Source organism: Nocardia sp. N2S4-5 (assembly GCF_044628355.1).
Taxonomy (GTDB): domain Bacteria; phylum Actinomycetota; class Actinomycetes; order Mycobacteriales; family Mycobacteriaceae; genus Nocardia; species Nocardia wallacei_B.
Genome location: NZ_JBIUPM010000001.1, coordinates 3,208,860 through 3,234,112, shown reverse-complemented (window position 1 = coordinate 3,234,112; position 25,253 = coordinate 3,208,860). Strand labels below are relative to the sequence as shown.

Below are 25,253 nucleotides of genomic sequence, written 5' to 3'. Positions count from 1 at the left end.
GCCCAGTATTTTGAAGATATCGGTCAGATCTCCAGTCGGGACTATCCGCGTTGTCGAGTCAAGCTGCATGCCAGCTGATCTCAGGGTGATGAGAGTCGGGTTATGTCTGCCGTAGCCTACCTTGGCAGACCTTGAGACCTGAAAATACTCTATTTCCAATCCCAACTCTCCGTAGAGGTAGGTGATCCAGATACAAGTATGCGGGAAACTTCATGACTGCGCAGCAGCCCTGCGCTTCTGAGATTTCCGACAACAGCTTGGAGTTCCGGAGGCCAATATTTGGATGCATGGTTGCGCATGGAGACAAGCGCAGACTCGGTGGATTCGGTGGAGCTTCTGGTTGTAAGCACCCTGGCTTTAGAGCGATCCCCAACGCTGGACGTGAATGCTTCTATATATTCATGCCGCTCTTCCGGAGTCCGACGGGCTCGATAGTTTCTCCATGCAGCTGTAGCTTCGTCATCGCGGAGCTCATGGCGTTCGATCGCATCATGCAGTCGGCTGACCATTTCCCAATCTGACTTGCGTACGAACGATGACATAATTTTAGCGAAGTCGGATTCGCGATCATTTCCGCTGATCCATTGGCGCACTTTGGTGACAAACTTTTGAGAGCTGTGGCGTGTATGTTCAATCCAGCGCCCGTTCGCGCTGCGGATCATAGAAATACGCTCGGCGTAGTCCCTCACCGCCAATACATTGAGGTCTATAACGGCGCCCCGGACAGCGGGGTGTGCAAATTCGTCCACAATATCGAGCGGATTTATTCCTTGTATGATCGTCGAGGCACCTCGCTGGCCGCTAGCAGCTGCTTCAGGGTCATTCGGCACCGCTAGCATATCTTCGACCGCCAGTACGGCTCCCAGATGAGCAAAGGTTTCAGATGGATCATCCGGCAAATCTAAGACAGGTCGTCCTCCGTTGCTCTTCTCTTGCTTGAGGTGCAGCGCATAGCCGGTCTTTGAGCCGGGATGTGGATCGTCTCTAGATTCGGCGAAAAAAAGATAACGCCCCTGAAAATCGATATCGGGATATGTAGTCGCCAGAAGCTCTTGAAGAATGCCTCTGAAACCGGTATCGATCAGGGTTATACGTTGTTTAGGGATATGTGGTGATATCCCGCACGACTGAAGGTACTCCGTCAGGCTGAGATGAGCGCCAGTGACATCTTCGTTCCGTATACGCGGTCCCAGGGTGTAAAACTCGGTCAGATGGCCGACTTCCCGTCCGGCATTTATTTTCAAGTCCTGCAGGGCTGTTTCTACGATATGCCGAGACAATGGAAGTAGCGCGCAATGGTTGACGAAAAATTCTGGCTCAAGAGTAGCCGCGGCAACGGCGAGACCCATTCCGGTGCGGCCGAGGAATGCGTACTGCGAATTAGGACGCACTTTTATGTCGGCTTTGCAGTCTCTGAGCATCTCGTCTACGTGTTGAACCGTGAAAGGTGCGACGTAGCTGTAAGCGGTATCGTAGGCGAGGGTTAGAGCCTTAATGTGCGCCGCCTCGCGGAGATGCCACTTGTTGCACACATCTTCGACAGTGCGTTGTTTTCGGAATTCGTCTCCAACCGAGCCTTTGCTGCTGCGTGACGATATATTCTTGAATACGTCGTCAGCCGTAAGCTCATATGATATAAGAGTGTCAGCCTCGCGGTTGGCGAATTCGAATAGACGATCAACGAGCTCATCTTGAGTATGATTGATGTGTGTCCATTCGGCACCCGGCATATTGTCATTTCTCCCATTCATCGATGGCATCTTTTACAGTTGTCGCGTCTTTGTAGATATGCCCAACTCAATGAGTAGTTCTTCGGGGATACTCTGCTTTAGTTGTGAACGGGCTCTGTGAAGTATTGTGCCCACATTGGAAACCTTCAGGCCGGTGCGCGCGGCAATCTCAATGTGGTTCAATCCCGCAACGCTGGTAAGACTGATAATTAGCTGCTGCTCATCGGAAAGCTCTTGTAGAGCTGATGCAAGAAATTTAAGCGCTGACCTGGCCAAAACCGCCTCTTCAAGTCTGTAATCTACAGGTTCGCTACGTAGATCGAGTCGTCTCGGGTCCGACCGCATCGAAGTACGTTGCATTTCGCGTGCAATATTTTCCATGTAGGTAAAAGTTGATGCCAGGCGGACGTCGTCAGATTTTCTGTGCAGCGCAGACCATCCTTTCTCCCAAATGCGTGCGAGTGCCTCTGCGGCTATATCGTTTGCTGCGCTGGACGGTAGGCATCGGTAAGCCGCGTAACGATTAGCAGTTGGAATGAGACGAATCTCGAAGTAGGCGCGAACGAATTTTTCGAAGCTGTCACGCTCAGCCAGGGTGGGTGGTCGCGGTTCATCGGAAATCATCGCACCCTCGCTCGATGATCCGACCTACCGCCCAAGCAGTAGAGCTTATATAGATGTTAGAGCGTATTAGGACGAGGACGCGGTTGCAACGTTGCTTATCTACAAGAAGCGTCTCGCACGCAGACTCTGTCAGGATCAGCCGATATGTCTTACGCCTGCTCCGTTCCCGCCATGCTGCCGACAATCCTAGCGACAGTGACGCGATGACAAGCCAGATCCACGCCCCCGAGCCGGACAGTGTCACTGCTGCAATCAGATTCGCCAAGTTGTCTCTCCCACGTGGTTGGTCACACCTCATATGACCGCTTGCCGGAAGACGTCACAGCGGGAGAGGACGCCTGGCAACCGATCCGAACCGTTCGCTCCCAATCCGCGCCTGCACCGGCCACTACTCGCCCTTCAGCGCCATGAAGAAATCCAGGTCGCCCTGGGGCATCGCGGGGCGCGACATCAGTCGGTAGTGCTTCTCAGGGTTCTCATCGCGCGCCCTCGGGATCTCGGACGGTGCGGAGGTAGAAGAACGCGGTGGCGAGGGAGATGGCCAGGACGACCAGCGATACGCAGCTCGCGACCGCGGGGTTCTGGAGGTTCGAGTACCACTGGTAGGTCTCGCCGACGAGCAGCGGGAAGTCACGGCCGGTGAGGGCCTGGGCGACGGCGAAGGCCTGGAGCGCCAGGATGGTGCGCAGGATGAGGGCCACCTGGAGACTGGGCCCGAGCAGCGGCAGCGTCACGTGCCGCAGCCGCTGCCACGGATTCGCGCCGAACACCTGGGCGGCCTCGTCGTAATCGCGTGGGAGCAGCTGCATTCCGGCGATCACGATCACGAACACCAGCGATGTCGCCCGCCAGATCTCGGCGACCACCACGGCCAGCAGCATGGTCCCGGTGTGCTGATAGCCGAGCCACTGCACCCCGTCCTCGGACAGCCCCAGCCGCACCAGCAGCGAATTCAGGTATCCGCGATTGCCGAAGACGGCCAGCCACACCAGTCCCGCGGCCAGCTCCGAGACCGCCAGCGGCACGCACCACAGGTAGAAATGTGCGGCGGCGAACCGCGGCCGCGCCTGCAACAGCAGCGCCATACCGATCGACAACACCAACTGGATCGGCACCACGATCACGATCAGCAGCAGCGTATTGCGCAGCGCGGGAAAGAAATACGGGTCGTCGACGAGACGCCGCCAGTGTGCGAGGGTGAAGCCGTGGTCGTCGCGGAACGCCGCCGCCACCGCCTGTACCAGCGGCCAGCCGAACAATGCCGCCAGCAGCACGATCGAGGGCAGCAGCAGAAGCCACGGCGAACGCAGTCGTGCGGCCATCGCTCACCCCACCCGGCACGGTTCGGACACGGGATCCGGCGCCCAGCACGGCACGCGCAGATCGTCGAGGATGCCCTGCAATACCCGCGCCTGCTGGTCGAGCGTGGCGCGAATATCGTTACCGCCCAGCACGATCGAACGGAAACTGTCCTGGAACACCTTGCTCACCTCGCCTTCGCGCTTGCCGAGGCCGACCGGCGGCAGCGACAGCAGCGCACCCGGCGCGTCCCGCTGGCGGCGCAGCGCCTCGGCCTCCGATGTGGCCGCCGCGGGCAGGTCGCCGGGGACGGCGGTGTCGACGGACGGGAAGAAACCGTTGGAGCGCAGCAACTCGAGCTGCGTCTGCGGCTGGGTGAGTGTCGCGATGGTGCGTTGTGCCAGTTCGGGATCCGGGCTGTGCTTGGGCACCGCCAGCCCGGTGACCACGGCCATGTACCCGAGGCCGTGCGGACCGCGCGGGGCGGGCAGCATGCGCCACCGCTGCGGCTCGCGGGCGGGCGCCTGCGCCAGCCGGACCACGTGATCCCAGGCCATGCGCACCTCGCCGCTGTCCAGCGCGTCCTGCATGAAGTCGTAATTGGTGCTGGAAGGCGCGCAGTTGGACCACAATTCGCGAAAGTACTGCCAGGCCGTCACGGCCTCCGGCGACCGGAAAGTGGTGATCTGACCGCCGGTGAACGAGGGCAGCAGGAAGCCCTGCACGAACCGGTGCAGCAGCCCCTTGGGTCCGGCGGGCAGGCCGAGCATCGGCCGGTTGCCGTTGGCGCGCCGCGCGGCGACGGCCCAATCCAGGAACTGGTCGTAGGTCAGCGCGTTCGCGTCGGCCCCGGAGGGCAGGTGCTGCAACGCGTCGGCGTGCGCCGCGAGCACGTAACTCGCTGTGGCCCAAGGGATGTACCAGGTGCGGTCGGTGCCGACCCGGGCCAGGCGCAGATAGTCGGCCGGCCACCCGCGCTCGCCGAGGTCGGCCAGTAACCCGGTCAGGTCGTTCAGGTAGCCGTCGGCGAGCGGGGCCAGGTCGCCGTGCAGCCCGCCGAGCAGTCCGATCTGTGTCGATCCGGCGTCCACCTGGCTGCGCACCTGACCCGCGAACGGGCTCTCCTCGATGGTCACGTAGCTGACCCCCGGCGCGGTGCGGCCGAGCAGTGCCCGGAACCGTTCGGCCTCGTCGGCGGGCCGGAACTGGGTGGACAGGAACACCATTCCGCCGGCGCCGCTGGTCACGAAGCCGGTGCAGGCCGCGGACAGCGCCGCCACACCGAGACCCGCCGCGCGCAGGAACGCGCGTCGCGGCGCACCGGATGCGAGCATCGGCGGCTCCCTGGGGGCAGCGTGGTGATCTTGGCTCGATGGTCCGGAAAACTTAAGCGCCGTCCCCGGTGTTGTCAACGCGACGGCCGCGCAGGAGCCCGGCGAAGACCATGCACCCGGTGATGATCCCGAGGGCCGCCCAGCCCGGGAGCACCGAAGCGCGCCCGTTGAATTCGCACACCAGCCCGCCGCCGGGAGACGGCGACTCGGAACACGAACCGTAACTCAGCCGGGTGCGCAGCACCAGGATCGCCGACGGCGTCACGATCATCACCAGCCCGATCACGCGGGTCGAACCACGCTGCGGCAGCGCCGCTCCGAGCGCGTAACCGGCGATGAACGCGATCACGAAATTGCCGATATTGTCGACGACATCGTTGCGACTGTGCAGATAGGCCAGCAGCGTCGCGCAGAGGGCCAGTGCCGCGGTCGCGGCGAAACCGGCCTCGGGCTTGGGCCACCGCGACCCCGCCGCCAGACCGGCGCCGGTGAGCACGATGAACCACGGCAGCGACCACACCGGCAGCGTGGCCGAGATCATGGCGTTGCCCGCCGCCGTCACCGACACGGCCATCAGCACGAACAGGCCCTCCCGGCCGGGTAGCGCGAGCGCGGTGACGCCGAACACGAGCGTGGCGATCGCGAGCGCCGCGACGACCACGACCATGCTGTCGCCGCGCCGGGACAGCCATTCCGCCGTCGCCGTCTCGGTACCGATCAGCACCAGCGCCGCGACGATCGGCGCCATCGGCAACTCCACCGACAGCCGCGGTGCGGTATCGCCGCGGCGATTCAGGTAGGTGCTGACGATCACCATCGCGACCGCGGCGCCGACCAGCCAGGCCGGCGGCGAATCCGTGGCCGTCCAGGCGTCGGTCCGGGTGCCGCCGGAGCGTTGCGTGCTGGGCAGCGCCTCGGCGACGGAGATGCTGGCGACCATGCCGAGCACCCAGCCCGCGCTCGGTATCCGGCGTCCGACGACCGCTGCGCCGATACCGCCGAGCAGAATTCCGCCGGCCACCGAGTCGACGAAGTTCAGCGTGGTCAGGGGTGCCGTCGGGCCGGAGGTGTAGCCGATCTGATGAACGGCCGCGACGGTCACGATGCCGCCGAGCGTGGTGCACCAGGACACCAGTTCACTCTCCGCGGCGGTGAGCACCGTCGCCACGACCACGGCCACGACCGCCCCTGCCGCGACGGCGCGCGGCTGGCTGAAGGCGAGCAGGTTCAGCTGCAGCGGCGAGGACTCGCTGGTCCACCGGAAGTCGATGGGCAGGGCCAGCGACAACCCCGCAACGAGGGTCGTCAGGAAGGCCGTGGCCGTGTCCACACCGGTGTGGATGCGTCGCACTTGCCGAAAGTACCTGGTGGCGGCCCCGCGTTCCGGACGAAACGCCGACGGCCCGCGGTCAGCTCACCGCGGCGCGGATGGTCTCCCGCAGCGAGCCGAGCGTGGCGACGACGGCGGTGGGTTCGTAGCCGCAGTGCGCCATGCAGTTCGCGCAGCGGGGATCGTTGCCGCGGCCGAAGTTCGACCAGTCGGTGTCGTCGATCAGCTCCCGGTAGCTCGCCGCGTAGCTGTCCTCCAGCAGGTAGCAGGGGCGCTGCCAGCCCTTGAGCGAGTAGGACGGGATGGCCCACGCCGTGCACTGGAAGTCGACCTTGCCCTCCAGGAAATCCAGATACAGCGGGGAGTGGTTGAGCCGCCACTTCTTGCGGCGCCCGTTGCCGAAGGCCTTCGCGAACAGCTGGTGGGTCTGCGAGACGCCGAGCCAATGCTCCTGGTCGGGCGCCTTCTCGTAGGCGTAGCCGGGCGCGATCTGCATGTGGTCGACGCCGAGTTCGTCGTTGAGGTAGTCCAGCACGTCGATGACGTCCTGTGGCGAATCCAGGTCGTAGAAGGTGGTGTTGGTCATCACCCGGAATCCGGCCGCCTGGGCCTGCCGGATCGCGTCCACGGCCTGATCGAAGACGCCGTCCTTGCACACCGACGCGTCGTGCCGTTCCCGCAGTCCGTCGACGTGCACCATCCAGGCGAAGTTGCGGTGCGGGGCGAACTTGTGCAGGTGCTTGGGCAGCAGCACGGCGTTGGTGCACAGGAAGACGATCTTGTTGCGGTCCAGCAGTTGCCGCACGATCTCATCGATCTGCGGGTGCATCAGCGGTTCGCCGCCGGCGATGGACACCATCGGCGCGCCGCACTCCTCGATCGCGCCGACGGCCTGTTCCACCGGCATACGTTGTTTGAGCAGCTCGTGTGGATGCTGGATCTTGCCGCAGCCGGCGCACTTGAGATTGCACGCGAACAGCGGCTCCAATTCGACCAGGATGGGGAACTTCTCGCGGCGCAGCACCTTCTGCTTCGCGAGATAGGCTCCCAGGCGCAGAGATTGACGCCAGGGCATGGGCATTCAACTCACCTCCCGAGGGTGGAACGAAAGTTCGTCGGCGACAGTGGTTTCGCGCACCCGGACCGGACCCAGGCCGGTCAGGGCGTCGAGCAGATCGGTGGTCAGCGCCGGTGGAGCGGAGGCGGCGGCGACCACCGCGATCCGGCGGGCGCCGCGCAACAGCGCCAGGTCGACGCCCTCCACGCTGTCCACCGGATGTACCGGAATGCCTTGGTTGGCAGCCAATTCCGGCAACCCGGCGGTCAGGCATTCCCGGCCCGGGGTCGAGGGGGCGGTCCAGACGTACTTGCCGGTGACGCGGACCGACCGGGAATCGAATGCGGGGGCGGCGTCGGCCGCGGCGGGGGAGCGGAGCAGCAGCACGAGATCCACTCCCGGCGCACGCCGCCGCGCGGTCCGTGGCCCCGGTGGCGCATCGGCGGCGGGGGGACCGAACAGCAGCACCTCGCGCTCGCCGATCGCCGCCGACCACTGATCGAGAACCGGTGCGGCACAGCGCAAGGCGTGCAGGGCGCGGATACCGCGCAGTACCGTGCCCGGGTGCACCAGGGGTGCGTCCAGGGTGTCGACGATGGCGCGGATCACGACGGTGCGGCCGTCGGGCACCGCGTCGGCGAGGAACGCCGACTCGGTGTCCACGGCGAGGGCGCCGGTGGCGGCCAGCCGGACGCGAGCCGGGCCGTCGACGACGCGCTGGGCGGAATAGATGGGGCCCAGATGAACTCGCAGGCCTAGGTGCCGCAGGGCCGAGTACAGCAGCGGCGCGGCCTTACTGGGCAGCACCGCCCCGGCGCGGCGGATCTCCTGTGCGACAACGAGATCCCCGGGCAGCACGCGCGGGTCCAGGCCGCCCGCGACGCCCGCGACGGCGATCGGACCGGCCGAGGCGTCCAGCCGGTGGGCCGGTCCGCGGCCGGTGCGCACCACGGGAGTGGCGATCGCGCCGCGCAGTGCCGCCCACTCGCTTCGCAGTGGGGCGCAGACGGTTCCGGGTCGCATCGCTCAGCCGCCCGTCTGCCGGTCGCGGATCGCCGCCGGGCCGCGCAGGTACCGGCCCAGCGCCCAGATCGGGAACACCACCCGGTACAGGTGATAGTTGATGTAGAAGTCGCCGGGGAAGCCGGTGCCGGTGAACAGGTCCTCGTCCCAGCCGCCGTCGGGTCGCTGGGTCTCCACCAGCCAGCGGACCCCGCGCTCCACCACCGGCGAGTCCACGCCCGCGGCCAGCAGCGCCAGCAGCGCCCAGGCCGTCTGCGAGGCCGTCGAGTCGCCGTGCCCGATCCAGGCCGCGTCGCGATAGGAGCGCAGGTCCTCGCCCCAGCCACCGTCGCGGTTCTGGTGGATCTGCAACCACCGCACGGCCGCTCGGATCGGCCGCGAGCGCGGGTCCACACCGGCGGCGATCAGCGCCGGGACCACCGCGCCGGTGCCGTAGATGTGGTTGGCCCCCCAGCGGCCGAACCATGAACCGTCGCGTTCCTGGTGGTCCAGCAGCCAGCGCACGCCGCGCTCGCACTCCGCGTCGGAGGCGCGGCCCAGCGCCGCGAGCATCTCCACCACGTGCGCGGTGACATCGGCCGAGGGCGGATCGGTGACCGCGCCGAAATCACAGAACGGCAGATCCGCGGGCAGGGAGGAGGTGTTGTCGGCGTCGAACGCGGCCCAGCCGCCGTCGGCGGACTGCATGCCGACCGTCCACTCGGCCGCGCGTTCGACCGCCGCCCGCAACCCCGCCGGATCGGGATGCGAAACCTGATGCAGGGCAAGGACTATCAGCGCGGTGTCGTCGGTATCCGGGTAGCGGTCGTTGGCGAATTCGAACGCCCAGCCGCCCGGGGTCAGGTCGGGGCGGCGCACCTGCCAGTCGCCGCCGACGGTGACCTGCTCCGCCAGCAGCCAGTCGGTGGCCCGCAGCACGGCCGGGTGGTCGGCGGGTTCGCCGGCCTCCTGCAGCGCGACCAGTGCCAGCGCGGTGTCCCATACCGGCGATTGGCAGGCCTCCAACCGGCGCAGTTCGCCCTCGGGCGTCTGCTCGCGAACGACGAATCCCTCCAGCCCCTCCAGCCCGGCGCGGACCGCCGGATGATCCAGGGAGTAGCCGAGCAGGTGCAGCGCCAGCAGCGAGTACACCCACGGCGGCTGAATGCCGCCCCACCCGCCGTCGGCCTCCTGGCGGGCCAGGATCCATTCCGCGGCCTGCCGCATCGCCAGATCGCGCACCCAGCCGAGCGGTCGGCGCGCGTAGCCGTGCAGCACGGTGTCCAGCCGCTGGAACACGCCGGCGATGCTGGCGATCGAACTGCGTTGCGCCGGAGCGGTTCCGGCGCGCAGCTCGGCGATGTCGAAGGGCAGCGGGCGGACCGGGCGCAGGGTCGCCACCACGGTCAGCGGCACCACGGTCTGCCGTGCCCAGCAACCCCAGTCGTAGATGTTCAGCGGGAACCAGGAGGGCAGGAAGATGAGTTCCGGCGGCAGATTGGGCAGGTCGTCCCACGACCACAAACCGAACAGCGCCAGCCAGATTCGGGTGAACACGCGGCTCGCCTCGATGCCGCCCCCGGCGCGTACGAACTCCGCGGCCGCGCGCATGTGCGGGGCGTCCGGGGAGTCACCGGCCAGCCGCAGCGCCACCCATGCCTCCGCCGTGGTGGACAGATCGCCGGGGCCGCCGTGGAAGGTCGCCCAGGTGCCGTCCTCGCGCTGCTGGGACCGGATCCAGCGGGCGGCCGGTTCGGTCACCTCCGGTGTGCTGATGCCCAGGAAGGCGCGCAGTAGCAGGTCCTCGGCGTCCATCGTCACGTTGGTGGCCAGTTCGCCCTTCCACCAACCGGTTTCGTCCTGCAACGAGCGCAGGTGGGCGACCGCCGCCCGCAGCGCGTCCTGGACGGACGCGAGATCCTCGGCCCGCGCGTCGGTCGTGTCGATCACTGTCATACTCACGCACTCCGTTCGACGATGAACTTCGCCAGATCCGTCAACTCCCGGTGGCACTGCGGCGGCATGGGGACCGCGGCCAGCGCCTGTTCGGCCAGCGCGACCCGCCGCCGGGCCTCGTTGCGGGCCCAGCGCCGCCCGCCGCCGCGGTCGACCAGCTCCGCGGCGTATCGCAAACCGTCCTCGTCGGGCGCCTCCGGACGCGAGAGCCACTGCGCCAGTTCGTGTCCCGTGGTGCCACCCGCCTCCATGGTCCAGACCACCGGCAGCGACTTCTTGCGCGACCGCAGATCCGACCACACCGGCTTGCCGGTCACCTCGGGTTCGCCCCAGATGCCCAGCAGGTCGTCCACCAGCTGGAAGGCCAGGCCGACGTGGTGGCCGTAGCGTTCCATCGCGGTGACCGTGCGGGCCGGGGCGCCGGTGAGCACCGCGCCCACCGCCGCGCTGGCCGACAGCAGCGCCGCCGTCTTGCCCGACGCCATCCGCACGCATTCGGCCAGACTCACCTCGCTGCGCTGCTCGAATTCGACATCGGCGATCTGCCCGCGGATCAGCTCCCTGGTCGCCCCGCCGACGATCCGGCTGGCCGGTATCGCATGCGGCACAGCGGGATCCAGTAGCACCTCGTGTGCCAGCGACAGCATCGCGTCACCGGCGAGCACCGCGACCGGATCGCCCCAGACCGACCACACCGTCGGGCGGTGCCGGCGGGTGGTGTCGCGGTCCATGAGGTCGTCGTGGACCAGCGAGAAGTTGTGCACCAGCTCCACCGCGACCGCACCGGGTATGGCGTCGGCGGCGTCCCCGCCGGTCGCCTGTGCCGTGAGCAGCGCCAGCCGGGACCGGATGGACTTGCCGCCGTTGCCCGCCACGGCGTGACCGTGCTGGTCGCACCAGCCGAAGTGGTAGGCGACCACGGTGCGGAGGGAATCGTCGAGCCGGCTCACCGCCTCGCGTAACGCGGCCCGCACCGCGTCACTTCCGGTGCCGACGGCAGAAAGGATCGTTGTAGTCACCGAACCACCTCCGTTGCCCGTGCCTGATGCTGTTCGAAGTCGGGTGTGCCGGTCATCGGACGACCTCCGCGGCGGGTGTCCGGGCGTGGTCCGAAACTAGTTCGGCCACAGCGGATTCCCCGCTGCGCACGGCGCCTTCCATGGTCGCGGGCCAGCCGGTGGCGGTCCAGGCGCCCGCCAGGTACAGGCCGGGCAGCGCGGTGCGGGCCGTCGGGCGCAGGCGCGCGCTGCCGGGAGCGGGGCGGAAGGTGGCGTGCCGCTCGCGGGTGACGAAGAAGTCGCGGACCTGGGCCGTGCGAGTGGCGGGCAGCAGCCGGTGCAGGGCAGGGAGGAAGCGGTGGCGCAGTTCGGCGGTGGGCAGGTCGACGAGGTCGTCGGCGGCGGAGACCGAGACGGCGAGATACTGGCCGCCGGTCGCGGTGTCGCCCAGCCCGGAGGCCGCGGTGCGGTCGAAGACCCACTGCGCGTCGGTTTCGAGTCCCGCCAGGAACGGCTCGGTCATCACCGTCCGGTCGTAGACGGCGTGCACGTTGATGATCGGCGAGCTATCCAGCGCCACAGCCCAATTCGAGGGCAGGCCCACCGAGTCCGGCGGTAGCAGGGTGGCGGCGGCGTCCGGTGGGACGGCGAACACGACCGCGTCGGCCGCGGCGGTGTCGCCGTCGACCGAGATCGCCCACCCGTTCCCGTTCCGCTGGATCCCCGCCACTTTCGCGCGCGTCACCACCGCGACGCCGGCGGCGGCGAGCGCCCGCTGGGCGGCCTCGCCGTGCAAGCGGCCCAACGGTATTCGCGACCAGCCGATGTCGGCGGCGTCCGACCGGGTCAGCAGGCCGATCTGGAAGACCGTGGCGGCCAGGGCCAGCGAGACGTCGTCGGCGCGGGCGTTGAGCGTGGCGATGCCCACCAGCTCCCACAGGCTCTCGATCGCCGCGCGATCCTGCCCGTGTGCGCGGAGCCAGTCCCCGAAACTCGTGTCGTCGGTGCGCGGATCGTCGGCGTCGACCGCGCGCAACGCCAGCGCGGCCCGCACGAAACGAGCCCGCGCGGCCGTCGAAATCCACGGATAGCGCAGCAGCGCCCAGCTCAGATGCAGCGGCGCGGGCACCGGAAGACGGCGCAGCCGACCACTGACGACGGGGGATCCGGCACCGTCGGTGGCGGGGTCGAGGAGCGGACCGCGCACCGGGATGTCCAGGCGCTCTTGCAGATTCACGTCGCTTTCCACGCCGAGCCGGGCCAGCAGCGCGCGGTACCGGTCGCAGCAGCGCAGGAATACATGCTGGCCGTTGTCCACCGCGAGACCGGCGCGGTCGAAGGAATAGGTCAAGCCGCCCAGTCGATTTCGCGATTCGAACAGCGTCACCCGATGCCCGGCGTCGGCACAGCCGAGCGCCGCGGTGATGCCCGCGAGGCCGCCGCCGACCACCGCCACCCGCGCGGTCATCGCGGACCCCGCGCCGTGCGTGACCGGTCGCCATCGCCGGTCAGCGTCGCCGAGGACCGCAGCAGCGCGCTGGAGGCGACCCGGGCCTTCTCCCACGCCGACAGCGACAGCCGCCGGTCGTACACCGCGGCCGGATTGGCGCGGATACGGGCGTTGAGTTGCCGGTAGATGCCCGCCATGGCGGCGCAGCAGGCGGCGCTGCGGCTGTCCAGTTCCGGCAGCAGCCGCAGACCGAGGCAGTACCAGTTCTCGGCGCGTTCGGTGGCGTCGCGAATCAGCGCCGCGAGCCGGCCGTCCGGGTCGTCGAGTGCGCCCGTGGCGTCGAATTCCAGCCGCACCCCGTACCGGTCCAGCTCGTCGGCGGGCAGGTACACGCGGCCGTTGCCGAGGTCCTCACGGATGTCGCGCAGGATGTTGGTCTGCTGTAGCGCGATGCCCAGCTGATCGGCGAACAGCGGCGCCCGCGGATCGGCGCCCGTGCCGAACACCGACAGGCACAACCGGCCCACCGCACCGGCGACACATCGGCAGTACGTGGTCAGCGCGGCGAAATCGGCGTAGCCGACGCCGTCCACGTCCATCTGCACGCCGTCGATCAACTCGCCGAACGCCGACATCGGCACGGGGTAGCGGCGCGCGGTGTCGGCCACCGCCAGCAGCACCGGATCGTCCTGCCCGGCCGGGTCGTCGAGCCGCTTGCGCAGCACGGCCAGCGCCTCGGTCTTGGCCGCCGGCGCCAGATCGCCGTCGCCGATGTCGTCTATCCGGCGGGCGAGCGCGTAGAGCGCGCACAGGGCCGAGCGTTTGTCCGGCGGCAGCAGCCGGATGCCGTAGAAGAAGTTCTTCGCCTCCATGCGGGTGATCCGCTCGCACTCGGCGTAGGCCTCGGTGCGAGTGGGAAGAGTGGCCGTCATCGGGTGACCACCGCCGCGCGGCCGAGCAGCGTCACCATCGTGCGGACCGTGTCGACGTGCCGGGGTGTGGGTTTTCGCAGCCATACGTCGCCGTCGGCGGCCCGCAATGCCCGCGCGGTGGCGTAGCCGCCGGCGACGTAACCGGCCACGGCCATCCGCGCCCAGCCGGTGAGCCGGCCGACCAGCGCGGCGCCCTCGTCCAGCAGATCCATCGCCCGGTCCACCTGCCGCAGCACCACCGCCCGGCAGCCGGTCGCGCCGGTGGTGAGTTGTGCCTCGGCCACGCCGAAGTCGGCCAGATCCTCCTGCGGCAGGTAGATCCGCCCGGCCAGGTAGTCCTCGGCGACGTCCTGGCAGTGCTCGAGCACCTGCAGTGCCGTGCACACCCGGTCCGACAGTGCGACCGTCGCGGGCGTGGCCTGGCCGAACACCGCGAGCACCAGCCGCCCGACCGGATCGGCCGACAACCGGCAGTAGCCCAGCAGGTCCTCGAACGTGGGATACCGGGCGACCCGCTGGTCGACCAGGTTGGCCTCGATCAGCTGCTGGAACGGTTCCTGGTCCAGCCCGCACGCGGCCACCGTGGGCGTCAGCGCCGCGAACACCGGATTCGCCGGTTCACCCCCGGACCACACCAGCGCCAGATCGGCACGCAGCGCCAGCAGCTGGGCGGTCCGGTCACCGGCCGCTCGGTCGCCGACGTCATCGATCATCCGGGCCGTGGCATACACCGCGTGCAGGTGATCGCGTTGTTCGCGGGGGAGCCAGCGCAGCGCGACGGGGAAGTTCTCCTCCTGTTCGCGGGCCCGGATTCGTCGGGGCCCGGCCGTGGCTGCGTCCATTATTCGATGGTGAGCGCTACTCTGCGCGCAAATCTTCAACCAACGAGGTGATTTCGGACGGTCGTATTTGTCACGGGGGGATAATCGAGGCCGGAGGGATTCGAATGAGCATCTCCGACAAAGAATTTCAGGTTAAACCGGACGCGGTAGAGCGGCTGGCGACCGAACTCGATGCTAGAATGCCCGTCCTTCTCGACGAGGTCCGGGACATGCTCGCCGCCGAGTGGCCCAACTACGCGGGCTTCCTCGACCAACACCATCCGGACGTGGCCGAGGCGGGCGTGCTGTTCGTGCACAGCCTGCTGGAGATGGCCGAACACGGGCCCGCACCCGGCCGCGCGCGGGGCGGCGAATACGCGCGGGCGCGGCTGGTCTTCGAACAGATCGGCCGGCGGCACTTCCAGGACGGCCTGGAGCTGTCGTACCTGCTCACCGCCTACCAGGTCGGTGCGCGGGTGGCCTGGCACCACGTCGCCGCGACCGCGCTGGAGCTGGAACTCGAGCCGCAGGTGCTCGCCGCCCTCGCCGAGGCCGTGTTCGTCTTCGTCGACGAGTTCTCCACCGCGTCGGCGCACGGGTACGTGCTGGAGCAGTCGGCCGCCAGCGCCGCCCGCGAGCGCCGCCGCGAGGAGTTGGCCGAACTGTTGCTGTCGGGCCGTTCGGACGCCACCGACGTCCGCGCGGCCGCGAACCGGGCCAGCTGGCCGCTGCCCGCCGACGCCGCGGTGGTGCTCGCCGATCCCGACGACGCCGATTCCCGGACCGCCCTGGATCGGCTCGGCCTCAACGCGTTGCCGATCCGCCGCCCGGACGCCACCGGGGTGATCGTGCCGAACACCAACGGCGGCAATGGGCAACTGCCCCGGCTCGCCGCGGTGTTCCGCGGCCGCGCGGTCGTCATCGGCGGCCCGCTGTCGCTGGACCTGCTGCCGGTCGGCATGCACATCGCGCAGACGGCGCTGCGCCTGCGCCGCGGCGGGGTGCTGCGCGACAGTCCGGTGGTCGTCGGCGACCAGCTCGACACCATCATCGCCAACCGCGACGAGTGGCTGCTGTCGGTGCTGCGGGAGCAGGTGCTCAAACCGGTGCTGGAACTGCCCGAGGGCACCCGCGACCGGCTGATCGAGACGCTGCGCAGCTGGCTGTGGCAGATGGGCGATCGACAGGCCATCGCGCACGAACTCCATATCCACCCGCAGACCGTCCGCTATCGCCTGGCCCGGCTGCGCGAGCTGTACGGCGAGCGACTCGAATCGCCCCGCGAGCGCGCCCGCCTGTTCCTGGCGTTGATCTGGGACATGCCGCACGAGCCGCCGGAGTAGGGGTTCGCGGCGGCCGAAGATGCTTCGGTCAGCGGCCCGCACCGGCCCGGTATCTCGCTTATATGAATGACACACCGGCGTAATGGAGAATTATCTTCAGCAGGATAGATCTCTGATCGCAGTTTTTTCATACTTTTGGTCAACGGGACGATGGCATCCAGCGGACACAGGAGCACAGGTGAAGATCGGAATCCCCCGCGAGGTCAAGAACCACGAGTACCGGGTCGCGGGCACCCCGGCCGGGGTACGCGAACTGGTGGCGCGCGGCCACGAGGTGTTCATCGAGTCCGGCGCCGGCGTCGGATCGGCGTTCGACGACGACGCCTACGCGCTCGTCGGCGCGCGCGTGCTGAATTCGGCGGACGAGGTCTGGGGCGTCGCGGATCTGGTGCTGAAGGTCAAGGAGCCGGTGGCCGAGGAGTATCCGCGGATGCGGGCGGGCCAGGTGCTGTTCACCTATCTGCACCTCGCGGCGTCGGCGGAATGCACCGACGCGCTGCTGCGCTCGGGCATCACCGCGATCGCCTACGAGACGGTCACCGGCCGCGACGGCTCGCTGCCGCTGCTGGCGCCGATGAGCGAGGTGGCGGGACGGCTGGCGCCACAGGCGGGCGCCTATCACCTCATGCGCAGCGGCGGCGGCCGTGGCGTGCTGATGGGCGGCGTGCCCGGGACCCGCCCGGCGAAGGTCGTCGTCATCGGCGCGGGCGTGGCGGGCCGCAATGCCGCGGCGGTCGCCGTGGGCATGCACGCCGACGTCACGGTGCTGGATCTGAACATCGCGCCGCTGCGCGAACTCGACGCGCAGTATCAGGGCCGGGTACACACGGTCATTTCCAACGCGCAGGAGTTGGAGAATTCGGTGCGCGAGGCGGATCTGGTGATCGGCGCGGTGCTCGTGCCGGGCGCGAAGGCGCCGAAGCTGGTCTCCCACGAACTGGTGCAGCAGATGAAGCCGGGCTCGGTGCTCGTCGACATCGCCATCGACCAGGGCGGCTGCTTCGCCGACTCACATCCCACCACGCACGCCGAGCCGACCTATCAGGTGCTCGAGTCGGTGTTCTACTGCGTGGCCAACATGCCCGGCGCGGTGCCCTACACCTCGACCGTCGCGCTCACCAATGCCACACTGCCGTACGTCATTTCGCTCGCCGATCGGGGCTGGCGCGCGGCCGTCGCGGCCGATGCCGGACTGGAACAGGGACTGAGCACCCATCAGGGAATGTTGCTGTCGGAGAGCGTCGCCGCCGCGCACGGCTATACCGCGCAGCCGTTCGCCAAGGTGTGAACGCCCGCGCTCAGCGTCCCGGGCGGACGCGGGGACGGACGTGTTCGAAGATGAGGATCGTCTCGGTGCGTGCGACGGCGGGATGGGCGCTCAGATTCTCCAGTACGAACATGCGCAGCCGCTCGGTGTCGGCGGTGGCGACGTGCACCAGGAAATCGTCGGCGCCCGCGATGAAGTAGACGTTGAGCACCTCGTCGAGCGCGGCCAGCTGGCCGCCGAAGTCGGCGAGGTGCTTGCGCGCGTTGGCCTGCACCCGCACCGAGACCATCGCCTGCAGGCTGCGCCCCAGCGCGGCCGGATCAATATCGGCGTGGAAGCCCCGGATCACCCCGCGTTCGACGAGCGACCGGACCCGCCCCAGACAGGTGGACGGGGCGATCCCGGCGGCCGCGGCCAGCGCGTTGTTCGTCATGCGCCCGTCGCGCGCCAGTTCGTCGAGCAGGACGCGGTCGACGTCGTCCAGGGCTACTGCGGCCGCGGGATCGTTCTTCGGCATGGGCTCACCGTATCGAACGAAATTCGGCGATCCGGCCTAACGAACGCCGAATCCGCTTTCCGCACCGTCCGAATCAGCGCACCGATTCGGCGTCCGTCCGGCCGGTCAGGGGACGGCGGGCGAGCCGCCCGGCGCCACCGGGAGACCGGCGGACTTCCACGCGCGGAAGCCGCCGATCAGATCGGTGGCGTGGGCCAGGCCGAGGCGGTGCGCGTCGGCGGCGGCCAGGCTGGAGGCGTAACCCTCGTTGCAGACCAGGATCACCGGGGTATCGGCCGCGAGCCCCGGCAGCCGGTGGTCGCCGGTCGGGTCCAGCCGCCACTCCAGCACGATGCGCTCCATCACGACCGCACCGGGAATCTCGCCCTCGTCGAGCCGGTTCGCGTGCGGCCGGATATCAACGATCAGCGCGCCCTCGGATTGCAGGGCCGCCGCCTCCCGGGGCTCCACCCGGATCAGGTGCGACCGGGCACGGGTGAGCAGTTCGTCTACGGCACTCATACCTCCACCCTTCCGGCACCCGGTTGCCGGTCGATCACCGGGGCTCCGCATCGGCCGCTCATATGCCCGCGAAATCCGTCAGGTCGCGGTATTCGCGCACCGGCCGCAGCGGCGGCGAGTACGCGTGCACCGTGGCCGCCGGGCCCGCGCTGCGATTGTCGAGCCGGTGGGCGCGCTGCGGGCCGAAGGCCACGGTCTGCCCCGCCCGCCAGTGCGCCCGCTGCACGGGACCGCCCGCATGGCGGTACTCCTCGTTCAGCTCGCCGACGGTGACGGTGAACGCGCCCGACGCCCCGCCGTGGTCGTGTGGTTCGGTGCCCTGGCCGGGCGCCCACGACAGCAGCCACAGCTCCACGCCCATGGTCAGGGCCAGCCGGGTCCACCAGCGCTGGCCGGAGTCGAAGCGGACGATGTCGAGCAGCGGCGTCGCGAATTCGGCGGCGACCGCCTCGGTCAGCTCGCGCAGTTCCGCAGGTGACCACAGCGTGCGGTCCGGGTGTACGGCGTCCTGTAACAGCGGCACGTCTACGGCGGGGTGAATGTCCTTGGCATGCTTCAGATTCACCGGTAGTGACGTGGTCACCCTGTGCGCTCCTGACGGGTCGAATGGACGGAACCAGCTCGGATTGTCCGCCACCGCGGCGGCTCTGCCATCGGACAGGATCAGCGTGAGCAAAATCGCCGGACCGTTCGAACCGGCGGACAAGCATTGCGCTCAGGCCGATCGAGAGTGCAGACACCGCAACCGATTTCCCCCTACGGTCAGCGCAGCCGAGGTAAAGGAAGTCCGATGTTCTTCGCCCGCAACGGCCGTCGCGGCCGCCGCCGCGCGCTGGTCGCCACGATGCTCGCCGCCGCGGTGCTGCTCACCGGCGCGTGTGGCGCCGACGACCCGGAAAACGAGGTGCGCACGGCCGACGGCCAGAGTTTCGACCTGTCACCGGAACAAGCGGGACGGGTGCACGCGGAGCGGGTGGACGCGATCGCCGCCAAGGTGCCGCAGCCGATTCGCGACCGCGGAACGCTCGTGGTCACCGGCTCGGCCACGACCGGCCCGCCGCTGCGTTTCACCGCCACCGACGACCGGACCTACATCGGCTCGGAGGTCGACTTCGCCGCGCTGGTCGCCGACATCCTGGGCCTGCGGCTGGAGCTGCGTTCCGCCGACTGGGCGCAGAACTTCGTGGCCGTCGACTCCGGCGCCGTGGACGCGTTCATCTCCAATGTCACCGTGACCGAGGAACGCAAGGAGAAGTACGACTTCGCCACCTATCGCCTCGACAATATCGCGCTGGAGGCGCCGAAGGACGCCACGTGGGCCTACCAGGACCGGAAGTCGCTGGCGGGCAAGCGGATCGGTGTGGGCAGCGGCACCAACCAGGAGCAGCTGCTGGTCCGGTGGAACGAGCAGAACGTCGCCGAGGGACTGCCGAAGATCGATATCGCCTACTACCAGCAGACCACCGACTACTACCTGGCGCTGTCGTCACGGCGCATCGACGGCTTCCTCGGCCCCAACCCCGTTGCGGCATACCACACCGCGACCACCGGCCAGACCAAGATCCTCGCCACCTATTCGGGCGCCGGCGACGCGCTGCAGGCCGAGATCGCCGCGCTGACCCGCAAGGACAACGGCCTGATCGGGCCCATCCACGAGGCGCTGCAATACGCCATCGACCACGGCAGCTATCAGAAGCTGCTGGAGCGCTGGAACCTGCGGAGCGAGGCGGTATCGGCCTCGCGCGTCAACCCGCCGGGACTGCCGAAGCAGCAGCGTTGATCCACCCACACCCCTGGAGAATTCGATGAAACGACCCGTGGCCCTGCTGGGTGCCGTCGCCGCCGTCGCGACCCTCGCGGCCTGTGGCTCCGACTCCGGCGATACCGCCCCGGCGGGACCGCCGCAGCCGGGCGGCACCCTGCGCTACGGCCTGTCGCTCGCGCCCACCTGCTCCGATCCGGCGCAGTCCGGCACCAACCAAACCCTGTATGTCACAAGGCAGATCGTCGACTCGCTGACCGACCAGAACCCCGAGACGGGCGCGATCACGCCGTGGCTGGCGCAGAGCTGGGAGGTGAGTCCGGATGCCAAATCCTTCACCTTCCACCTGCGGCCGGGCGTGACCTTCAGCGACGGCACGCCGCTCACGGCGACCTCGGTGCAGAAGAACTTCGATGCCATCGTGCGTACGCTGACCGGCGCGAAGGCGCCGCTCGCGGCCAGCTATCTGGCCGGATACACCGGCACCACCCCGGTGGACCCGCTCACGGCCCGAGTGGAATTCGACCGGCCGAACGCGCAGTTCCTGCAGGCGTCCTCGACGCCGCAGCTGGGTATTCTCGCCGACGCTGCCACGGTCGGGTCGGCCGACGAACGCTGCCTGGGCAACAATATCGGCAGCGGGCCGTTCACCTATGCCGAGTACAAGCAGGGCGCCTCGGCCACGCTGGCGAAGCGGGCCGGATATGCCTGGGGGTCAGCGGCTTTCGCGCACCAGGGCGAGGCGTATCTGGACCGGATCGAGTTCACGGTGGTGCCCGAGTCCGGGGTGCGCGCGGGCAGCGTGTCCTCGAACCAGCTCGACGCGGTCAGCGACGCGCTGCCGCAGGACGCGCCGCAGATCGAGGCCACCGGTGGAAAGGTACAGGTGACCCCGAATCCGGGCCTGCCGTTCGGGATTCAGCCCAACGTCACCCGCGGACCGCTGCGGGACGCGGCCGTGCGCGCCGCGCTGGAACCGGCGATCGACCGCCAGGAACTGGTGGATACGGTGCTGGGTCCGCAGTTCCGGCCCGCCAGTAGCCCACTGGGCTCGAAAACTCCTGGCTACGTGGACCTTTCCACCTCGCTGCGATACGACCCCGAGGCCGCGCGCCGCCGCCTCGACCAAGCGGGCTGGGTGCCCGGCGGCGACGGGATCCGGGCCAAGGACGGCGTGCGCCTGTCCTTCGGCATCCTGTTCAGCCGCGCGTTCGCCGGGAACCAGGCGATTCTCGAGCTGATCCAGCAGCAGTTGCGCAAGGTCGGCGTCGATGTGCAGTTGCAGGTCGCCTCCGACGCGGAATACACGGCGCGGCAGAATGCCAAGGATTTCGACTCGGCGTACTACAACATCACCCGCGCCGACGGCGACATCCTGCGCACCACCTTCGGCCTGGCCGACCGTAATCTCAACGCGCGCGGCCCGATCCCGCCGTTGGATCAGGCGCTCTACGATCAGCTGCAGATCACCGACCCCGCCGCGCGTGCGCAGCTGATCGGCCAGGCACAGCAGCTGGTGCTCGACAACGGGCTGTGGATACCCACCATCGAGCTGTCGCAGGCGATCGGGGTGTCGGGCACGGTGCGGGACTTGAAGTTCGAGGCCTCCGGGCGGTTGCAGTTCCACGACACCTGGTTGCGCAAGTAGGCGACCGCTACCTCAGCTCGAATCCCTGGTTGCCGAACGTCCGGCGGATGTGCTGGCGGCCGTGCAGACTCTCCTTGGTGGAGATGCGGCCCGCCAGGCGGTTCTTCGCCCAGTCCGCCGGAAGTTCCTGCTCGCGGTAGTAGGCGTTGATGCGGTCGAGGTAGTCCTGGACGTCGGCGGCCGCGGGGGGACTGTAGGTGTTGCGGTGGACGACCACGCTCTGCCCGTAGCGGGGTTTGATGTCGGCGGGATCGGCCGGGTCGGGGACGCCGATGGCCATGCCGTACACCGGGAAGGTCCACTGCGGCAGCCGCAGCTCGGCGATGACGGCGTCGATATTGTTGCGCAACGCGCCCACGAAAGTGATTCCGTAGCCGAGCGATTCGGCCGCCACGGCGGCGTTCTGCGCCGACAGCGTGACATCGACGATGCTGGAGACGGCACTGTCGAGGTAGGCGGTCGCCTCGATGCTGTGGCCGTGCTCGGTGGCGATGGCGATATTGCGCGACCAGTCGGCCACCCAGACCAGGAACACCGCGGCGTCGCGCACCAGCTGCTGACCACCGGCCAACTCCGCCAACCGGTTTCGCAGCGCCGGGTCATCGACCACCACCACGCTGGTGAACTGGAAGTTGGCAGAGGTCGACGCCGATTGCGCCGCGGCGATGATCAGTCGCAGCTCGGTGTCGCTCACGGTCCCGGGTAGGAAACGGCGCGTGGTGCGGTGCCGCAGCAGCACTTCCAGCGTTTCGTTGCCCACACCGTCGGCGATCGGCGCGCCGGCGCCGTAGCGCTTGTCGAGCTGCTGCTGTAGTTCGGTCGAAATCACTTCGGTCACAACAGGTCCTGTTCTCTTCGGGTCATTCGGTCGGGGGTTCGTCGAAGCTCGGCGGGAGTTCGGGCGTGCGGGTGAATTGGGCGGCGGCGTGGCGGTAGCCGGTCCAGTCGGCGGCGTTCCACCAGGCCCGCAGGACGAAGACCAGCTTGGGATTGTGTTCCTCGTCCTCCAGCCACGCCCGGCGCGCGGCGACCTCGAATTCGTCGAGCGCGTACGCGGTGCGATCGGATTCCCGTCCCGCATAGAGGGTGTCGAGTTCGCGCAGCTTGTCGGGGTCCGGGAACTTGCGTTCGGCGGCGGTGATGATGCGCGCGCCCGCCCAGTACAGGTCGTAGATCGCGGCGGTGGCCTCGGGCGAGTCGAGGGTTTCGGCGATGATCTCCAGCGCGAACAGCGACGTGATCAGGTGCAGGACAACGAAATCGCCGGGCTGGGCGAGATACAGCAGCGTGACCGCCCGGCGCACTCGGTCGCGTCGCTCGGCGGGCGGCAGGGTGTGGATCCACGCGGGGGTGTCGGTGAGGTCGGCGATGCCGGACCGGGCGACACCGGCGACACGGGCCTGCAGGCCGGAACGATTGAGTTCGGGGTGCAGTTCGGTGACGGTGTCGGTATCGGTGATGGTCGACTCGGCGGCGGTGCGAAAGCCGGTGTCGCCGCGCCACCGCTCGCTGAGCCGCACCAGCGATTCCAGGGGGTCGGCGGCATCGAAGTCCGGCCCGGCCGCGCGGTTGTCACCGACGGTGCGCACGTGGGAGAACGCCAGGTAGGCAAGGGCTTCCGCGGTCATTGCGGTATGCTCGGACCACAGCGCCCAGCCCAGGTGGATGGCGGCGTGGGTGAACGCGCCGATCCAGCCCTGCAGCAGTTCCGGGGCGTACTCGGCGACGGTGCCCGCGAGGCCGCGCTCGGCGATCTCGCCGTCGAAGAAGCGCAGATAGGCGTCGAAATGCACTCGCGCGCCCAGGAATTCGCGCCAGTTCCCGCCGTCGATGACCCGCGCGGACGGTCGCCGGGGCTCGAGCGGGAAGCCGTACGGCGTGAGTTCGGCGTAGGTCCGGTAGTAGTCGCGGATGCGCCGCTCGGGTGCGCCGATCGCGGCCAGCGCCACCACCGCGTGCTTGACGTGGTTGGTGAGGTGGCCGTTGAACTCGATGTGGTGGGTACGGTCGTCGAGCAGATCCACGACGCCCTCCAGTTCCTTGATCGTCATCCGTCGTGCCTCCCGTTGTCGTGGGCCGATTGCCCGGCCACTGGTGCTCGCGGGGCGGCGCCCGCGGTCAATGCGGTCAGTGCCTGGGCCACCGCGGTCGCCAGCAGCCCACCGAGCGGCAGCGCCCAGCCGTCGCCGAGCTGCCGAAACAGTCCGATCCCATACGGGCCGACGGCGGCGATCAGATAGCCGACGCCCTGCACCGCCCCGGACACCTCGACCGCCTGTTCCGCGGAACCAGCCCGCACGGTGATCACGGTGAGCGCCAGCGAGAACACGGCCAGCCCGGTCCCGAGCACCAGCGACCACAGCAGCGGCGCGGCCGCCGGAGCGACGAGGAAGGCCAGCACCCCCAGGACGGTGCAGCCACTGAACCCGGCCAGCCAGCGCTCCGGATGCGCCGAACGCGCCACGATCGGCGGCACAGTCAGGCTGATCGGAACGCCCAGAAAGGTCAGCAGCCCGAGATAACCACCGGCCGCCGAGGCACCGACCCCAGCGTCGCGCAGCACGGACGGCAGCCAGCCCATGACCACGAACGCCACCAATGCCTGCAGCCCGAAAAAGACTGCGAGACCGGTGGTCCCGGTGCGCCGGAGGATCGTGAGCGGGTTGGCCGTGCCCGCCGGCCGCGAGCGGTTCGGATCGGTCGCGGCGGCTGGATGTGGTGCGGCCGGGCTGTGTGTCGTGGTTGAGGGCGAGCCTTCGGCAGCGGCTGTTGCGGGCGACCACCACAGGGCCGCGATCGCGATCGGGGCGAGGGCCGCCCAGATCGCCAGGGCTGGTCGCCAGCCGCCGAATAGGTCGGACAGTGGTACGACGGCGGCGAAACCCAGTGCGGCACCGGCCTGTAGGCCGGTGGTGAAGGTCGCCACCAGCACTCGGGTATTGCCGATCGCGCGTACCGCGGCGGGTAGCAGCACGGTCAGCAGACCTACGCCCAGCGCGGCGGTGAACGTGGCGGCCACGAACAACCACAGGTCTCCCCACGGCCGCACGGCCAGGCTCACTCCGATCACCGCGAGCGCTCCGAACATGCCGCCGCGCAACGTCATTCGTCCCCGTACCAGCGGCACCACCAGGCTCACCACAGCGAACGCCACCACCGGCACAGCGGTGATCACACCCGCGGCCCGCGCACCCGCCCCGTAATACGCGGTGATGTCGTCCAACCGGGGCCCGACGGTCGTGATCCCCGGCCGCAGATTCACCGCGACCGCGGCGATGACCGCCACCAGCACCCCGAGCCTCGCCACCCCGCCCGGCCGTCTCTCCACCCCCGACGACTTCTCTCCGCGTCGTCTCGCTCGGCGAACCAGAGAGTACCGCTGCCACGTCGACGCTCGCAGACCGCGCACCGCCGAGACGCCGGGTACGGGTGTCGTGGGCTTGGTCGCCATCAGTAACCGGGGGTGCGCAGCAGGTCGGTGCCCGTGGCGCGGTCGGTGATAAGAGGGCCGTAGATGCGCTGTTGCCACTGGTCGCGGGGGATCGGGGTGAGGCCGATCGATACGGCGTCGGAGGTGACCCCGAAGGCCCGCGTCACCGCCTCGACCAGGTCGGCTTCCAAGCGCCGCCGCGCGATGTCGGACAGATCGGCGGGGAAGTGTGAGATCTCCACGTGCGGCATA

General features: G+C 68.6%; 23 protein-coding genes. 4 read left to right on the top strand and 19 right to left on the bottom strand.

The genetic code is table 11. The features are described from left to right. Positions 1-149: 149 nt before the first annotated feature. The 12 genes from ACFMRZ_RS14685 to hpnC form a co-directional block, all read right to left on the bottom strand. The gene (locus ACFMRZ_RS14685; protein ID WP_400179600.1) at positions 150-1,730 is read right to left on the bottom strand and encodes a hypothetical protein; all 1,581 of its coding nucleotides are present in this window, start codon (positions 1,728-1,730) and stop codon (positions 150-152) included. 33 nt (positions 1,731-1,763) lie between these two features. Beyond that, entirely contained in the window at positions 1,764-2,354 is a 591-nt protein-coding gene (locus ACFMRZ_RS14680) for an RNA polymerase sigma factor (protein WP_400179599.1), read from the bottom strand. A gap of 476 nt (positions 2,355-2,830) precedes the next feature. Further along, a complete protein-coding gene (locus ACFMRZ_RS14675; protein WP_400179598.1) occupies positions 2,831-3,676 on the bottom strand; it encodes a carbohydrate ABC transporter permease in 846 nt (281 codons plus the stop codon). 3 nt (positions 3,677-3,679) lie between these two features. Further along, the gene (locus ACFMRZ_RS14670) at positions 3,680-4,987 is read right to left on the bottom strand and encodes an ABC transporter substrate-binding protein (RefSeq protein WP_400179597.1); all 1,308 of its coding nucleotides are present in this window, start codon (positions 4,985-4,987) and stop codon (positions 3,680-3,682) included. Positions 4,988-5,039: 52 nt separating this feature from the next. Then, positions 5,040-6,338 (bottom strand): hypothetical protein, encoded by a 1,299-nt coding sequence (locus ACFMRZ_RS14665; RefSeq protein WP_400179596.1) that lies wholly within the window; start codon positions 6,336-6,338, stop codon positions 5,040-5,042. 58 nt (positions 6,339-6,396) lie between these two features. Continuing rightward, entirely contained in the window at positions 6,397-7,398 is a 1,002-nt protein-coding gene (hpnH, locus tag ACFMRZ_RS14660) for an adenosyl-hopene transferase HpnH (RefSeq protein WP_280274013.1), read from the bottom strand. After that, on the bottom strand, positions 7,399-8,397 hold the full coding sequence (locus tag ACFMRZ_RS14655) for a hypothetical protein (RefSeq protein ID WP_400179595.1): 999 nt from the start codon (positions 8,395-8,397) through the stop codon (positions 7,399-7,401). It abuts the gene before it with no gap. 3 nt (positions 8,398-8,400) lie between these two features. Then, entirely contained in the window at positions 8,401-10,332 is a 1,932-nt protein-coding gene (shc, locus tag ACFMRZ_RS14650) for a squalene--hopene cyclase (RefSeq protein WP_400179594.1), read from the bottom strand. A 2-nt stretch (positions 10,333-10,334) separates the two neighbouring features. Further along, complete coding sequence (locus tag ACFMRZ_RS14645) at positions 10,335-11,351, bottom strand: polyprenyl synthetase family protein (protein ID WP_280274010.1); 1,017 nt, start codon at positions 11,349-11,351, stop codon at positions 10,335-10,337. A gap of 52 nt (positions 11,352-11,403) precedes the next feature. Beyond that, entirely contained in the window at positions 11,404-12,798 is a 1,395-nt protein-coding gene (gene hpnE / locus ACFMRZ_RS14640; protein WP_400179593.1) for a hydroxysqualene dehydroxylase HpnE, read from the bottom strand. Beyond that, complete coding sequence (hpnD, locus tag ACFMRZ_RS14635; RefSeq protein WP_400179592.1) at positions 12,795-13,712, bottom strand: presqualene diphosphate synthase HpnD; 918 nt, start codon at positions 13,710-13,712, stop codon at positions 12,795-12,797. The genes hpnE and hpnD overlap by 4 nt, the downstream gene beginning before the upstream one ends. Then, positions 13,709-14,554 (bottom strand): squalene synthase HpnC, encoded by an 846-nt coding sequence (hpnC, locus tag ACFMRZ_RS14630; protein WP_400179591.1) that lies wholly within the window; start codon positions 14,552-14,554, stop codon positions 13,709-13,711. The genes hpnD and hpnC overlap by 4 nt, the downstream gene beginning before the upstream one ends. 179 nt (positions 14,555-14,733) lie before the next feature. Here hpnC and ACFMRZ_RS14625 point away from each other — a divergent pair, with 179 nt between their 5' ends. Then, complete coding sequence (locus ACFMRZ_RS14625; protein WP_400179590.1) at positions 14,734-15,876, top strand: PucR family transcriptional regulator; 1,143 nt, start codon at positions 14,734-14,736, stop codon at positions 15,874-15,876. 178 nt (positions 15,877-16,054) lie between these two features. Next, the gene (gene ald, locus ACFMRZ_RS14620) at positions 16,055-17,164 is read left to right on the top strand and encodes an alanine dehydrogenase (protein WP_400179589.1); all 1,110 of its coding nucleotides are present in this window, start codon (positions 16,055-16,057) and stop codon (positions 17,162-17,164) included. 10 nt (positions 17,165-17,174) lie between these two features. Here ald and ACFMRZ_RS14615 read toward each other — a convergent pair whose 3' ends face one another. The 3 genes from ACFMRZ_RS14615 to ACFMRZ_RS14605 all read right to left on the bottom strand — a co-directional run bounded on the left by ACFMRZ_RS14615 (position 17,175) and on the right by ACFMRZ_RS14605 (position 18,744). Further along, the gene (locus tag ACFMRZ_RS14615) at positions 17,175-17,660 is read right to left on the bottom strand and encodes an Lrp/AsnC family transcriptional regulator (RefSeq protein WP_280274004.1); all 486 of its coding nucleotides are present in this window, start codon (positions 17,658-17,660) and stop codon (positions 17,175-17,177) included. Positions 17,661-17,765: 105 nt separating this feature from the next. Beyond that, on the bottom strand, positions 17,766-18,161 hold the full coding sequence (locus ACFMRZ_RS14610) for a rhodanese-like domain-containing protein (protein WP_400179588.1): 396 nt from the start codon (positions 18,159-18,161) through the stop codon (positions 17,766-17,768). A gap of 58 nt (positions 18,162-18,219) precedes the next feature. Then, on the bottom strand, positions 18,220-18,744 hold the full coding sequence (locus ACFMRZ_RS14605) for a cysteine dioxygenase family protein (RefSeq protein WP_280274002.1): 525 nt from the start codon (positions 18,742-18,744) through the stop codon (positions 18,220-18,222). Positions 18,745-18,951: 207 nt separating this feature from the next. Here ACFMRZ_RS14605 and ACFMRZ_RS14600 point away from each other — a divergent pair, with 207 nt between their 5' ends. Then, positions 18,952-19,941, top strand: coding sequence for an ABC transporter substrate-binding protein (locus ACFMRZ_RS14600; protein ID WP_400179587.1), 990 nt, complete (start codon positions 18,952-18,954; stop codon positions 19,939-19,941). A 25-nt stretch (positions 19,942-19,966) separates the two neighbouring features. Then, on the top strand, positions 19,967-21,571 hold the full coding sequence (locus tag ACFMRZ_RS14595; RefSeq protein WP_400179586.1) for an ABC transporter substrate-binding protein: 1,605 nt from the start codon (positions 19,967-19,969) through the stop codon (positions 21,569-21,571). A 7-nt stretch (positions 21,572-21,578) separates the two neighbouring features. On the opposite strand, the gene ACFMRZ_RS14590 is transcribed toward ACFMRZ_RS14595, so the two are convergent. From ACFMRZ_RS14590 to ACFMRZ_RS14575, 4 genes are all read right to left on the bottom strand, one after another. Next, positions 21,579-22,409, bottom strand: a complete 831-nt coding sequence (locus ACFMRZ_RS14590; RefSeq protein ID WP_400179585.1) for a nitroreductase family protein — start codon at positions 22,407-22,409, stop codon at positions 21,579-21,581. A 22-nt stretch (positions 22,410-22,431) separates the two neighbouring features. Beyond that, positions 22,432-23,622 carry a questin oxidase family protein gene (locus ACFMRZ_RS14585; protein WP_400179584.1) on the bottom strand — a complete coding sequence of 397 codons (1,191 nt, stop codon included), beginning with the start codon at positions 23,620-23,622 and terminating at the stop codon, positions 22,432-22,434. Then, entirely contained in the window at positions 23,619-24,899 is a 1,281-nt protein-coding gene (locus tag ACFMRZ_RS14580) for an MFS transporter (protein ID WP_400179583.1), read from the bottom strand. The genes ACFMRZ_RS14585 and ACFMRZ_RS14580 overlap by 4 nt, the downstream gene beginning before the upstream one ends. A gap of 122 nt (positions 24,900-25,021) precedes the next feature. Further along, the gene (locus tag ACFMRZ_RS14575; protein ID WP_400179582.1) at positions 25,022-25,252 is read right to left on the bottom strand and encodes a hypothetical protein; all 231 of its coding nucleotides are present in this window, start codon (positions 25,250-25,252) and stop codon (positions 25,022-25,024) included. Position 25,253 lies beyond the last annotated feature (1 nt).